General features: G+C 24.5%; 13 protein-coding genes and 1 riboswitch. Of the genes, 3 read left to right on the forward strand and 10 right to left on the reverse strand.

All coding sequences use genetic code 11. The features are described 5' to 3' along the window. The 7 genes from HMPREF1092_RS10225 to HMPREF1092_RS10255 form a co-directional block, all read right to left on the reverse strand. Positions 1-2049: MSCRAMM family protein (locus HMPREF1092_RS10225; RefSeq protein WP_002598601.1), on the reverse strand; the 2049-nt coding region annotated here is incomplete at its 3' end. A 996-nt stretch (positions 2050-3045) separates the two neighbouring features. Beyond that, a complete protein-coding gene (locus HMPREF1092_RS16540; RefSeq protein ID WP_002598602.1) occupies positions 3046-3699 on the reverse strand; it encodes a DNA alkylation repair protein in 654 nt (217 codons plus the stop codon). Between the two features lie 87 nt (positions 3700-3786). After that, positions 3787-4257: a DUF1648 domain-containing protein gene (locus HMPREF1092_RS10235; protein WP_002598603.1), complete on the reverse strand. Its 471-nt coding sequence runs from the start codon at positions 4255-4257 to the stop codon at positions 3787-3789. Between the two features lie 459 nt (positions 4258-4716). Continuing rightward, a complete protein-coding gene (locus HMPREF1092_RS10240) occupies positions 4717-5700 on the reverse strand; it encodes an aldo/keto reductase (protein ID WP_002598604.1) in 984 nt (327 codons plus the stop codon). A gap of 149 nt (positions 5701-5849) precedes the next feature. After that, positions 5850-6533, reverse strand: a complete 684-nt coding sequence (locus tag HMPREF1092_RS10245) for an ABC transporter ATP-binding protein (protein ID WP_002598605.1) — start codon at positions 6531-6533, stop codon at positions 5850-5852. A 15-nt stretch (positions 6534-6548) separates the two neighbouring features. Then, positions 6549-7715: an ABC transporter permease gene (locus HMPREF1092_RS10250; RefSeq protein WP_002598606.1), complete on the reverse strand. Its 1167-nt coding sequence runs from the start codon at positions 7713-7715 to the stop codon at positions 6549-6551. A gap of 363 nt (positions 7716-8078) precedes the next feature. After that, a complete protein-coding gene (locus HMPREF1092_RS10255) occupies positions 8079-8570 on the reverse strand; it encodes a pyridoxamine 5'-phosphate oxidase family protein (protein WP_002598607.1) in 492 nt (163 codons plus the stop codon). A gap of 61 nt (positions 8571-8631) precedes the next feature. Further along, positions 8632-8735, reverse strand: a riboswitch (guanidine-I (ykkC/yxkD leader). 283 nt (positions 8736-9018) lie between these two features. Between HMPREF1092_RS10255 and HMPREF1092_RS17220 the strand changes: the two genes are divergently transcribed. Then, positions 9019-9192, forward strand: coding sequence for a hypothetical protein (locus HMPREF1092_RS17220; protein ID WP_186003713.1), 174 nt, complete (start codon positions 9019-9021; stop codon positions 9190-9192). 375 nt (positions 9193-9567) lie between these two features. After that, positions 9568-10266, forward strand: coding sequence for an SDR family NAD(P)-dependent oxidoreductase (locus tag HMPREF1092_RS10260; protein WP_002598609.1), 699 nt, complete (start codon positions 9568-9570; stop codon positions 10264-10266). Positions 10267-10398: 132 nt separating this feature from the next. Here HMPREF1092_RS10260 and pnuC read toward each other — a convergent pair whose 3' ends face one another. The 3 genes from pnuC to HMPREF1092_RS10275 form a co-directional block, all read right to left on the reverse strand. Next, complete coding sequence (pnuC, locus tag HMPREF1092_RS10265) at positions 10399-11112, reverse strand: nicotinamide riboside transporter PnuC (protein ID WP_040413689.1); 714 nt, start codon at positions 11110-11112, stop codon at positions 10399-10401. A gap of 338 nt (positions 11113-11450) precedes the next feature. Next, positions 11451-12083, reverse strand: a complete 633-nt coding sequence (locus HMPREF1092_RS10270; RefSeq protein ID WP_002598611.1) for a hypothetical protein — start codon at positions 12081-12083, stop codon at positions 11451-11453. Between the two features lie 111 nt (positions 12084-12194). Beyond that, positions 12195-12500 (reverse strand): hypothetical protein, encoded by a 306-nt coding sequence (locus HMPREF1092_RS10275; protein WP_002598612.1) that lies wholly within the window; start codon positions 12498-12500, stop codon positions 12195-12197. A gap of 184 nt (positions 12501-12684) precedes the next feature. On the opposite strand from HMPREF1092_RS10275, the gene HMPREF1092_RS10280 reads away from it, so the two are divergent. Next, positions 12685-13524 carry a S66 family peptidase gene (locus tag HMPREF1092_RS10280; RefSeq protein ID WP_002598613.1) on the forward strand — a complete coding sequence of 280 codons (840 nt, stop codon included), beginning with the start codon at positions 12685-12687 and terminating at the stop codon, positions 13522-13524. Positions 13525-13669 lie beyond the last annotated feature (145 nt).

The raw sequence follows: 13669 nt of genomic DNA on the forward strand, positions 1-13669 counted from the left end.
TTCATAACCAATTGGTGCTTTTGTTTCTCTTACAGTGTAAGTTCCCCATGGAATATTATTTAATGTAGCAACTCCAGCTTTATCTGTTGTAACTACTTGTTTATATCCATTTGGTCCCTCTACTGTAAACTCTGCTCCACTTAGCTTCGCTCCGTCATTTCCTATTTTAGTTATATTTAAGTTTCCTAAAATATTTTTATCTACAATATTTACTAAGCTAGTTTGGTCTTTATTTACTTTTACAGAAGTATCTTTAGAAATTTCATATCCCTTTGGAGCTGAAACTTCAACTATTTTGTAATCTCCAACTTCAATATTATTAAATTCCAAAATACCTTCTTTATCAGTTTCTCCTGTTTTTATAACCTTTCCATCTTTAACTAAATTAAATTTTGCTCCCTGTAATGGCTCTTTTAAATCATTTGTCTTAATAATTTTAATATTTCCTGTTGGGTTATCTTTTGCAGTCAAGTTTATTATAGTGCTATTGGCATTTACACTAAAATCTATTGGTTTTGTATTTAAAGCATATCCATTTGGTGCTTTAATTTCTACTAATTTATAATTTCCATAAGGCAACTCAAATTTTATAGGCTTGTCAGATGTAATTAAAATATTTGTATTTCCTTTTTCAGTTACAATATTACTAACTCTTTCATTGTTGTCTGCGTTAATAACTTCAAACTCTGCTCCACTTAATAAGTGATTTGGATTATCAATCCCAACTTTGCTTAATTGGATTAATGGATTTTTTGTAGTATGGACAGTATTAGTATCTCCTCCATTAACTTGTGCAGTATTAGTTATTGTTTCTCCAGGTTTTACATTTTTCATACTTGCATTAATTGTGATTTCAGCATTATCTCCTGGCTCTATTGTACTTTTATCATTTACTGCATCTAATGTTTTTGTAGCCGAATCATATTTTACTGTAAATTGATTAGTTCCCGTAACTTTTATATCGGTAAGCTTTGGATTAATCTTATCTTGAATATGCATTGTTCCTTTTAAGAAAGTTCCAAATGAATCAAATTTTATGTGATAAATTATGTTTTGATTACCAAAATTACCTATATTTTTTTTATCCACTGTTTTATAAACATTTATTGCTCCTGCACCAGAACCTAAAATAGCTACTGCTTGACCTTGTACATTCCCATAATAATCTGTCATTGTAGCTGTATTATTATATTTACTTTCTGTTGATGTAACAAAAGTATTATAATCAACCATATACATATTTCCAGGATCAAAATAAATCTGTAAATGTTTATAATTCATATTAACTCTTCCTGAGTTTAAATATAAATTAGTTACATCTGTATAATTATTATTAGGTGAAACCTCATATATCTTTAAGCTACTAGTATCTAAAGCCATTCCATTAGGAATTGTATCTTTTAAATTCATAGTACCTAAATTTTTTCTACCTCTATTTACTACAATAGTGTATGGAACAGGTTTATTTCTATCTACTATTATTCCCTCACCTAAATTATTTACTGGAAAATTAGTTCCAAAAACTTTATACATATCTGGATAGCTATCTCCACCGTCTACTGCTACTCCTTCTATATTAGCCTTAACTACTTTATTTCCAATTGTTACAGTAGCTTCATAATTTTGATTATTTTTTATATTACTATTACCGTACATGTATAAAGTAAAATATCCTTGAACACCTTCATTTATGTTAGGCCCAAAAGTTAAAGTTACAGTATCTCCGTTTACAGTACAATTAGAAAAATGCTCAGTTTTATAAATAGGTTTAATATCCCTACATACATCTGGTAATTTAATTATTATCTTATCTCCAGGTTTTATATTGCTCCTGTCTAAAATATTATAATTAACTACTAAACTTGTATAAAATCCATCTCTAATCTTTTCAGTTGTAAAATGTGCTTCAACTGTTACTGTGTTAGAATTAGTTAAAGCTACACTATCAGCAAAACTGATTTGATATCCTTGAGTTAGAGTTAAAAACATAAACATTATTAAAGCTACGCTTAATTTCTTTAGGACGCTTTTAGAATTAGTACAATCCATTTTTTTCCCCCTTATATCTTGAATATTATCTATGTCATTTAGATAAACTATCAAAATATTCTAATCCCGTATCAATGAAGAAATAAATAGACAAACTTAAAGATTAAAATATTGAAAATATTAATAGAATATCTAATTGTTTCCTGTAAATGATAAAACTTATTTAAAAGAATCTATATTTTAATTTTTAGTTGTATTTATAAATGATATTATTTTTAGAATTTTATAAATATAGAAATGTTATAATTTAGACTTTTAAAATAAGCTTATCTTATTTTTTAATTTGGATTGTATTTTAATTTTTTGTTTACATCTTATACTCTGACTGTATATATTGGATTTCCCTGTACCAATATACAAAAAAAATGTGTATTATTTATGAATTATTCTTAAATTTTAAATGGGTTTTTGTTTATAATTTTCATTTTATTGAATTTTATAGCAAATAATGAAAATTAATAAATGAAATGATTTATAAAAAAAGTGGACAATTTATACTTGTCCACTTCACTTATGTAAATTTAAAATTATTGCTATTTTCTATTAATCTATAATAATTCCTTTTAAAATATTGTATTTATTAAAGCTATAAAAAACCTTAAAATTACTCCAAAAACTAAAAAATTTAAATCAAAATAACTTTTAATAAATGCACATATAATTATAGAAATAAAACTAAAAACACACCTTAAAAATTCTTTTTTTTCAAATTTTGAAGTATATCTTTGGATAGGCACAAATACTTCTAACATACTTTTATTTAATGCATAAAATATTATTTCAAAAATTAATGAAAATAAAACTACAATTACTAATATTGATAAAAACTCAATAAATATTTATATCCTCCATAAAACGCTCTTATACCATTATATGGATACTATATCTTGTATTATTTATGTAGTAAATTATTCTCTATCTAATTTCCACCAAAAGCATTCACTATCTTCTTTATAAAATTTCATTCCAATTTATTAAATTACTCTTTATAAAATTCTACTTGTTTTTTATTATCTCCTCTTTTAACTGACGAGGCATTTTTTCTAATGCATACATAAATGTTATTCTACTCATTCTATTAATATTACTCTTAATATAATTAACTACCTCTTCTGGATACGACAAATAAGAATATTTTAAAAGCCATCCCACTCCCTTTTGCACATAAATGTGATTATCCTCTAAAAGCTCATCAGAAATTTCTTTTACATAACTAAAAGGAAAATTAACAACAAAACTTTTAGTTGACTTCATTAAACAAATTGCTGATGCTCTCTTTACATATGGATTATCAGATTTACTCCATTTCCGCACCTCTTCAAAAAGTGTTGGATATCTTTCAATTATAGGATTAAGTACTCTATAACAAAGTTGGTCACATGCTCCAAAATTATTAGTATATTCATATAACCACTTTTCATAAGTCTTAAAGTATTTAGTTAAATAAGCAGTTTTTCTTTTCTTTATCCATATAGTCATCATTTCATATAGTGTCCAATCATGAGATTGAATAAGTTCATCACATAATTCAATAAACTCATCATCACTTTTAGGTAAGTCTTTATATAACTTTGATGCCATTGTATGAACTGCTTTACTTGTCGGGAATGTATTTAACTCCTCATGCATTTGCTTTATTTTAGTTTTCATTTTTCCCTCCTAATTTATAAAAAGTTTTTAGCTCACATAATCTATTATACTCCTTATTAACAATTTGCAAAAAAATTAATATTAATTCTATCTATTTTTCACACTAAAATAAATGTAAATGCCAACTGAAGCAACAATAATAACTATAAAATAATTCGTAATACTTTTTGCTCCAATTAAACTTTGTATAGACATATATGAAATTAAAATCATTAATTCAAGACTTAAAATTTTCATAAATGTTGAAGATATATTATATTGTCTTTCTCTATTTAAATCATTTATTGGAACAATGTAATTATAAGATTTAGGATATTTAGATATAAACATAAATATAACATATATAGCAATCAAAACAAACACTAATATAAGAGAATTGCTTTTAGAACCATACTCATCTACATGTCCTGAAAAACCATAATGAATTGGAATTTCAGAAGGTGCTTTAATCCACAAGACAATAATTGAAATAGTTGCTATTATAACATAAATTAAATTTATTATATTTAACCATTTATTTAGCTTCTTAAAATTTATTTTTTCAATTGATTTTCTCATTTTTCTTCCTCCGTAATTTAATTCACTAATTAACCATCTTTAGTATCATAATTATTTTGTATTAATTATACTCTTTTTTAATTTTTTTATAATAATACATTTTATAAGCAAAATATTAAAAAGGTAGCTAAATACTAACTACCTTTTTAATGTTTAAATAATATATAAAATAAAAAATTTTTTATTATGTATATAAAACAAATTTCTAGTCGATAATCCTTAATAGAAAGAGGCTGTTGATGTACCACCTCAATAATAAGCTCTCAATTTTCAACAGCCTTAATTCTATCTACATATATTTTTAAATCTTTATCTTAATCTTTGTTTTATTTAAATTTATAATTTATTTTTAATCTTCATTTAATCTCATAATTCTCGCTTAATTACATAATCTAATTTATTTAAATTCCTTATCATTAAATAAAAAATACATATACTTAAAAATTATCTTTTAAAATACTATTTTTGTTTCATAATACCAACTAACTTATGTGGCACATATGGCTCTTCTAAATATTCTAATTCCTCTTTTGTAAGCTTTACTCCTATGGCTTTTACAGCCTCTTCAATATGAGAAAACTTTGTTGCCCCAACTATAGGAGCATCTACTTTTGAAAGAAGCCATCCTAAAGCTATTTGAATTCTTGTCATTCCTCTTTTTTTCGCAATTTCAGCAACACGCTCAACAATTATTCTATCTTGATTCGCTGTTAAATCATATTTACTTTTTGCAAATGAATCTTCTTCTAGTCTTTTAGTTTTTTCAGACCAATCTCTAACTAATCTTCCTGAAGCTAAGGAACTATATGGAGTCATTGCAATATTTCCATCTTTGCAGCAAGGTACCATTTCTCTCTCTTCTTCTCTAAACAACATATTATAATGATTTTGAACAGATATAAACTTACTCCATCCATTTTTTTCTGCAATACAATTTGCTTTTTCTAATTGCCATGCAAAACAATTAGAAATTCCTATATAACGTACTTTTCCAGCTTTAACTTGTTCATTTAATGCACACATCAACTCTTCAATTGGAGTAGAATAATCCCACATATGACATATATATAAATCTATATAATTAGTTTCAAGATTAGCTAAACTTTTATTAAGCATAGTATTTATATGATCTCTTATACTAATATTATTTTCAATTTCTTTTTGACTTCTAGGCAAAAATTTTGTAGCAATAATAACATCTTCTCTTTTAGCTAATTTTTTCAAAGCTCTTCCAACATATTGTTCACTTGTTCCATTTTGATAAGCTATTGCAGTATCAAAAAAATTAATTCCATTTTCAAGGGCTTTCTTTATAATCTCCATAGATTGTTCTTCATCTAAAGTCCATGTATGCATTCCATTACTTGAATCTCCAAAGCCCATACATCCTAAACAAATTCTAGACACATTTAAATCTGAATCACCTAACTTTATATATTCCATAATTTCCTCCTAAGATTATATTTATAAAACAAAATTTTCCATTCACTATATTTATTCACCTTAAAACCTAAAAAACCTTTAAAAATAATTATCTGTTTAACTATAAATAAAAAAGACTGCTTGCAACTAATGCAAACAGTCTTTTTATTTTATTTTTTAATATCTTCTATTATTCTTCCATCTTGTATTTTTATAACTCTATCAGCTTTTTCAGCTATTCTATTATCGTGAGTTATTATTACAAAAGTTGTTTTAAACTCTTTATTTATTTCTCTTAAAAGGTTATAAACTTCTTCTGTTGTATTAGAATCTAAGTTACCTGTTGGCTCATCTCCAAGAACTATCTTTGGATTATTTATTAACGCTCTTGCAATAGCACCTCTTTGTTGTTGTCCACCAGAAAGGTCTGTTGCTTTATTATTTTTAACTTTTGAAAGGTTAACTATTTCTAATAATTTTTCAGCTCTTTCTAAAACTTCTTTAGTAACTTTTTTTCCTGATAATCTATAAGGCATTAACACATTTTCAAGCACTGTAAATTCAGGTAATAGGTAGTGAAATTGAAATATAAATCCTATATCTTCATTTCTTACTCTTGCAAGTTCGTTTTTGCTCATTTTATCAGTTCTTTTACCATTTATATAAACTTCTCCTGAAGTTGGAGTATCAAGAGTTCCCATTATATTTAAAAGCGTACTTTTACCACTACCACTTTGCCCTATTATTGAAACAAATTCTCCTTCTTCAACCTTAAGGTTAGCATCAAATAAAACTTGTGTTTTAACCTTCTCACCATAAACTCTATTTATATTTTTTAAATTTAAAACTTCCATTTCTGTCTAACCTCCTTAGTTATTTCTGATAACTTCCATTGGATCAAGTTTTAATGATTTAGATGCTGCAAACACTGCTGCAAGAATTGCTACAACTATTGCAATTACAATACTTATTATTAAGTAAGATACATAAATGTGTCCTGTAACTATTGGTGCACCTGAAGGTGTTTTTATAGCATTTGAGAAAACTTCAAATAATCCTACACCTAAAATTCCTCCTACAATTGAACCTATAACTCCTAAGATTCCACCTTGGTATATGAATATTGATGCAGCTCCACTATTTTTAATTCCCATTGCTTTTAATATACCTATTTGTTTTGATTTTTGCATTACTGAAACTGCAAGAACTCCTGCAATACTCATAGCAACTGAAATTATTATAAATACTTGGATTGTCATACTTGATGAGCTTTGTCCACTTAATGCATTTAAAAGACTTGGATTAGTTTCTTTCCAGTTAGTTACTTGTAAGCTACTATTTAAAGTTCCTTGAATTGATTTTGCTATTGTATCTGCACTGAAAATATCTTTGTTATAAAGCTTCATTTCAATTGAATTTACTTTACCTTGTTCATTAAATAAATCTTGAGCATAATTTAATTTTGTTACTACCCATGAATTATTAAGTTGAGCAACATTAAAGTTAGCTATTCCACTTACTACAACAGTTTTCTTTTGCATATTTGCTTCAGAGAAAGTAATTTTTTGACCAACTTTATAGTCATATTTCTTAGCAATTCCTTCTCCAATTACAACTTGGTCTTTAGCTTCTGGCATAGTACCTTTTACTAAATCTTTTTGAACATCATATATGTTAGCTCCATTTCCAAAATCCATTCCTCTAACTAAAATTGAAGTACTTGCTTCACCTTTAGTTATTAATCCTGGAGTATCTAAAACTCCTGTAATTTCTGAAATTTCTTTATGATTTGCTTTTATGTTATTTATTATAGAATCATAATTTCCAAAAGTTTTGCTACTATTTTCTTTATTATTAATAGTAATCTGTGATGTATTCCCAACAATTTGATTTATTTGGTCATTATTAAGATTTTTTATAAGTAATCCTAAAAATATTTGTACTGTTACCCCAAGTGCTATCCCTAAGGCAATTAAAATAGTTTGCGCTTTGTTAGATTTTAAAAATCTAGAAGCAATTTTTAAATTTATCCCCATTTTTCTTTACTCTCCTTTTGTTTGTTTTCTATGTTTTGAATTATAAAGTATTACCTAAGGTAGCACTCAATACTTTTTTCGAGAATTTATAATTTATTAATAATTATTATTTATAAAAAAGAATTATTTCAAGAAATTTATTTTTTAAAATAACTTATTCTATTTAACTTAATAAATAATCATTAAATAAAAAAATAAAACCTATAAAATATAGGTTTTATTTTTTTAAAACTACTATAAAATTTTTATTGAAAAAAAATATTTATAAATAACTAATATAGAAATAATTAAACTACTCAATAACATATTGAATTTATACTATTTAATAAAATGTTATTATGTTTTTATAAAACTTAACTAATACTAGTCTAATCCATTTACAATCTCTATAGCTTCTTTTCCTGTTAAATGAATTATATCAAATTCTATTACTGTAACATGGTTTATCCCACTATTTATTTCTTCTTGAATACCTTTATCTCCTTGTTCTTTACAATATTTCTTTGCAAGAACTTTTAATATATGTTCCATTTCTTTACTATCTTCTATTATTCTAGCTTTTCCAAATGCAATTACACTTCTAAAATAACTAGTATATCTTTCTGGAACAATCTTATCTTGGTCTATAACTGTAAAAGATACTTTATCATAATTTTTTATTGAATCAACTTTGTGTCCCATTTTTGCACTATGAAAATATATTTTTCCATCATTATATACATAGTTTATTGGAACTCCATAAGGGAATCCTTCATCACCTAAAACTGATAATACTCCACTTGTATTTCTCTTTAAAACTTCTAAGCTTTTTTCTTCACTAAGTAATTGTTTTTTTCTTCTCATTTCTCTAAACATATCAATCTTCTCCTTATAAATAAACTTTAAAATAAAAAGCCAGAGAAATATTTTTTAAAATATCTCCCAGGCTTTTCTCCTTCCGTGTACACATTAATTAAATGTGCCTATTCTCTCGGACCAGTCTAATAAATAACTTATTACGGAACCCTAGAATAGTTTAATTCATTCTATATTATTAATTTATTTTACCATAGCTCTGTGTATCTTAAATTAATATTTTATGGAAAATTTATAAAATTTTATTTTGTAATACATGACATAATTCTAGTTAAAATTTATAAATTCATTATAAAAAAAGCTAGAAGTACATATAAATAATATATAAGCTCTAAGCTATATTTAATTAATATCAAATTTTAAAAACCTTTTTTATTAATATGATTTTTTAATACTTACATATCTATTTCAAATTACATAGGTTTCAAATATTTTATGAGGTGGAATTATGATGAAAAATATATCTAGTTACTTAAATTTTATTATTGCTCTAATCTGGATGGTAATATCATTTATAAATGGTTTAAATCATAATATTCTTATAATGATGATTTGCATTATGTTAGCAGGTACATTTATTTCATTAGGTTACTACTGTGGAAAAAAGAAAAAATTAAAATAAGCTTGCCTTCTAGACAAGCTTTTTTTATTTTATGATTATCTAAATAAATTTATATTATAAACAATTCGCATAATTGGATTAATTATCCACAAAATGCAGTTAATATTGTGCATAAACTTACAAATATTTCTTAGTATTGTGAAATATTATAGTTAAGAATAGGTAATAAAAACATTTAATTAAATGATATCTATACAAAAGTTAAATAGACGATAATTAATATATTGATTTTTTTATTAATATAAAAAGAAATACAATATAGTGATAATTTTATATATTTTATATTAAATGAGAAAAAATGTTAAAAAGATGATATACTGTATTTGATATATTAATAGTAAAAAATTTTGAATACTAACGAAGGAAGTGATTATTATGAAAAAGGTATTAATAACAGGTGGAAATAAAGGAATTGGACTAGAAACTACAAGATTGTTTTTAGAAAACAATTATAAGGTTATAGTGGTAGCTAGAGACTATACAAATTTTGAGTTCAATGATAATGATAATGTTGAAAAAATAAAGTATGACTTATCTAATGTAGAAGGAATAAAAGATTTAGTATATAAAATTGGACATATTGATATTCTAGTTAATAATGCTGGAATTATGAATTCTATTCCATATGATTCTTATCCAAAAGCTGATATGGAAAAATTAATTAATATAAATCTTTATGCTCCAATAGAATTTATAAAGCATACTTCAAAATCAATGATTAATGCTAAAAGTGGAAGAATAGTAAATACTGCTTCAGTTGCTGGTCAAATTGGACATCCTGATATATGGTATGGTGTATCAAAAGCTGGTATAATAAATGCTACAAAAAGTTTTGCTAAATTATTAGGTGAACATGGAATTGTAGTAAATTGTGTAGCTCCTGGACCAGTAGAAACAGACATGCTTAATGTAATACCAGAGCAAAGAAAAAATAGCATAAAAAGCAATGTGTTTACAGATAGATTTGCAAAACCAGAAGAAGTGGCTAAAGCAATTTTTTGGTTAGCTACAGATTGTCCAGAATATATTAATGGAACATGTATTGATATTAATAATGGAGCATTTTTAAGATAAATAACTAAACATTTAAATAAAATTAAATAATAAAAAAATAAAAGTACCTCATTATTCATAAAAGAATATGAGGTATTTTTTATTCTTAATAAAAAATCCGATTCAAAACTAAGTTGAATCGGATTGTATATATTAATTATTATTTTGTTCTCTCTCAAGCTTTTTCCAATTGTAATATCCGTAAAATGAACTTACTAAATATTGTGCCCACATTACTGAACCTGATAAATAAACTATTGAAAAATGTGGTGCCATTATAAGTGTTTTAACAAATAAAACAAAACCAATATTTGAGAATATCCAGAATATCCATTGTTCTACATATCTTTTTGAAGTTAAATAAAAAGCAAATGTTGTTATTATTCCTGATATTGAATCCATTATAAGTGATGGATCTTTTTTGATAGCTACTCCAAATACATAATGAACTCCATATGGTAAGTATTTTATAAATAACATATATAAAAACCAACAAACTATAAGAGCTAATATTATTTTTGGCCATTGTCCTTTTTTGAATCTCTTAACTTGTACTACATCACCTTTAGTTTTTTCAAGACTTCTTTTCCAAGAAACAAGACCTATTATTTGAAGTGGTAATGTTAATATTATAGTTTTTACAGCTTGACCATAAAGGCATCCCATTATAGATATTGCAAGCATTGCTACAGTATTTATTATCCACCAAAAGTAAACAATCAAGTTTCCTCTTACTTGATAAACAGATGTTACAACTCCAGATAATGTTGCAACTAATCCAACTATTCCTCCAATTGTTAATACATCAGATAATTTCCCACCTGATATAAAAGCTGGTACAAAAAATGTAATTATACTAGCTATCATAAAAAATACAAAAAACACCTTTTGAAAAGGCGTATATGATTTAAAAAATTTCATCCTAGTCACTTTTCCTTTGTATTGATTTTTGAAAAAATAAATTCCTAAGATATACTAGAGTTTTTAATATATTTTTTCAATATAAAATTTTAATATAGTTATTTTTTATTTTTATCCCTATTTATTTATCATAATAATAATTTAACATCTATTTTTTAGAGTTTTTTTAAATATTAAATATTATATTCGAATTTTAAGTATAAAAAAAATAGTGAATATACGTTCACTATTTTTATTTTATTAATCATTTCTTCATATTATATATAATACTTTTATGTATGAGTTTATTTTAGCTTAAAACTGTCATAAGTTTTATCTAAAATCTCATTATAATTTTCTTTTTTATCTTCTGTATAGCTATATCTAAATTTTACTATTTTATCATCTTTAACAAAGCCTTTTTCATAATAAGTCATTTCTTTTGCTTTGTCTTTCCAACACATTATATAGTAGTCATTTTCTTTTAATGAAAATATAACTGTATTAGGCGAATAATTTTTAGTAGCTTTTTCATTTTCATAATAAGTCTTTAAGTTAGCTCCATTTTTATTAGCTTCACCCCATGCCTTTAAAGTTAATGGAACACTTTTTCTTTCTTTATCATCAGACTCAACACTATTTTCTTCTCTTTCTTTCTCACCTTGAGTTTTCTTATTTTCTAGCTCAGTCATTATTCCACTTACTTCTATTCCATTATCATCTTCTTTAACAACCTTTGTTAATTGGTTAGGATATTTTATGCTAAATCCATATTTCTTATTTTCATAATCTTTAAAATCATTATATCTTTCTGGTTTCTCTTCTGTTTTAGAAATTGTTTCTGACACACTACTGTTACTATCTTCTTTTCCACATGCTACAAGTCCTGTTGTGCATACTATCCCCACAAGTAATAAACTAATTAATTTTTTTCTCATAACTTCACCCTTTTTATTTATTTAAGAAGACAAATATATCTTCTTACATCATCCATCTTTACTTAATTTTTATAAACCTAATTTACTAATTTTCTTATCCCATAGTCCTATTTATATTGCAGGAATCTTTTCAATTAATAAACTTATTTCCTCGTAAATCTCTTCTAACTCATCTTTAGTTCCTATTATACAATTAGGTAATCTTTTAATATATTCCATATTATGATTTTTAAATTCATTACAAATTGGAATACCACTTCCAAGCACTAATAACATTCCTTCTAATAATATACAACTTGATATATTATCTATTTTTATAAACATTTTTGTATTTGAAAGGATTGATTCACTTTTATCTATTATTAAAATTTCACCTCTTGTTTTTATTTTAATATCATTCTTTAAACAATAATCCATATATTTTTCTCCTTTTCAAATTACTATTTGTATCTAATATCTTATTATTCACAAAATAGTAAATTTGATACCTTTATGGATATGTTTCCTCTTTATTTTAATATTTAACTAAACTTTATACAACATATTTATATCTATTAACTTTTTTTATTTTAAAGTAAAATACATTTAAGGAGTGATTATTATGAAATTAAATAAAATTGCAATAGTTGCATGCTCAAACCCAATTACAGATAGCACAAACTTTGAGGCTTTAAAAGATATTTTAAAAGACATTGGAATAGATTTTATTTCTTCTAAGTTTATTTTAAATAATACTGATATTTTAAATAGAGATAATTCTAAAATGGCTGATGAAATTTTAGAATTCTTTAAAGACTCTTCTATTGATGGAATCTTTGATATATCTGGAGGAGATTTAGCAAACTCTATCCTACCTTATTTAAATTTTGAAGAAATAAAAAAATATCCTAAACCTTTCTTTGGTTATAGTGATTTAACAGTTTTATTAAATGCTTTATATACTAAATCAGATATTACAACTTACAATTATCAATTATTAAATTTAGTAAAAGATAAATCTAAAACTCAAATTAAAAACTTTAAAGCTACATTTAATGAAGAAAACTCTTCTTTATTTGATTTTAAATATGAATTTATAAAGGGAAATAGTTTAGAAGGTATATTAGTAGGTGGAAATATTCGTTGCTTATTAAAGCTTTCTGGAACTCCTTATATGCCAGACTTTAAAAATAAAGTTTTATTTTTAGAAAGTTTTAGTGGAAATCCATATAAAATTTTAACTTTCCTAAATCAATTTAGGGATATGGATATTTTAAAAAATTTAAAAGGTATTTTAATAGGTTCTTTTACCGAAATGGATAATAACAATTATCTTCCTTCAGTAAATCAAATGATTCTTAAAATAACTGAAAATCATAATATTCCAATAGCTGTAACTAAAGAAATAGGTCATCAACCTCTTTCAAAGTGTATAAAAATTGGAAATTATATAAAACTTTAGATTTTTATTTATTAATATTTTATATAATTTAACCTTATTTGTTTTATTTTATTTAACACTTTTTTCTATTTTTTGTAACCTATTTTTTATCACCACAGTTATACTATATATAACAGAAATTTATTTTGAAATTATATTTAAAAAT

This window comes from Clostridium thermobutyricum (genome assembly GCF_000371465.1).
In the GTDB taxonomy this organism is placed as follows: Bacteria; Bacillota; Clostridia; order Clostridiales; family Clostridiaceae; genus Clostridium; species Clostridium thermobutyricum.

What these genes read in the sequence shown, in the direction of transcription:
- HMPREF1092_RS16540 (WP_002598602.1), bottom strand. Translation starts at nt 3,699, where the DNA reads ATGAAAACTAAAATAAAGCAAATGCATGAGGAGTTAAATACATTCCCG.
- HMPREF1092_RS10235 (WP_002598603.1), bottom strand. Translation starts at nt 4,257, where the DNA reads ATGAGAAAATCAATTGAAAAAATAAATTTTAAGAAGCTAAATAAATGG.
- HMPREF1092_RS10240 (WP_002598604.1), bottom strand. Translation starts at nt 5,700, where the DNA reads ATGGAATATATAAAGTTAGGTGATTCAGATTTAAATGTGTCTAGAATT.
- HMPREF1092_RS10245 (WP_002598605.1), bottom strand. Translation starts at nt 6,533, where the DNA reads ATGGAAGTTTTAAATTTAAAAAATATAAATAGAGTTTATGGTGAGAAG.
- HMPREF1092_RS10250 (WP_002598606.1), bottom strand. Translation starts at nt 7,715, where the DNA reads ATGGGGATAAATTTAAAAATTGCTTCTAGATTTTTAAAATCTAACAAA.
- HMPREF1092_RS10255 (WP_002598607.1), bottom strand. Translation starts at nt 8,570, where the DNA reads ATGTTTAGAGAAATGAGAAGAAAAAAACAATTACTTAGTGAAGAAAAA.
- HMPREF1092_RS17220 (WP_186003713.1), top strand. Translation starts at nt 9,019, where the DNA reads ATGATGAAAAATATATCTAGTTACTTAAATTTTATTATTGCTCTAATC.
- HMPREF1092_RS10260 (WP_002598609.1), top strand. Translation starts at nt 9,568, where the DNA reads ATGAAAAAGGTATTAATAACAGGTGGAAATAAAGGAATTGGACTAGAA.
- pnuC (WP_040413689.1), bottom strand. Translation starts at nt 11,112, where the DNA reads ATGATAGCTAGTATAATTACATTTTTTGTACCAGCTTTTATATCAGGT.
- HMPREF1092_RS10270 (WP_002598611.1), bottom strand. Translation starts at nt 12,083, where the DNA reads ATGAGAAAAAAATTAATTAGTTTATTACTTGTGGGGATAGTATGCACA.
- HMPREF1092_RS10275 (WP_002598612.1), bottom strand. Translation starts at nt 12,500, where the DNA reads ATGGATTATTGTTTAAAGAATGATATTAAAATAAAAACAAGAGGTGAA.
- HMPREF1092_RS10280 (WP_002598613.1), top strand. Translation starts at nt 12,685, where the DNA reads ATGAAATTAAATAAAATTGCAATAGTTGCATGCTCAAACCCAATTACA.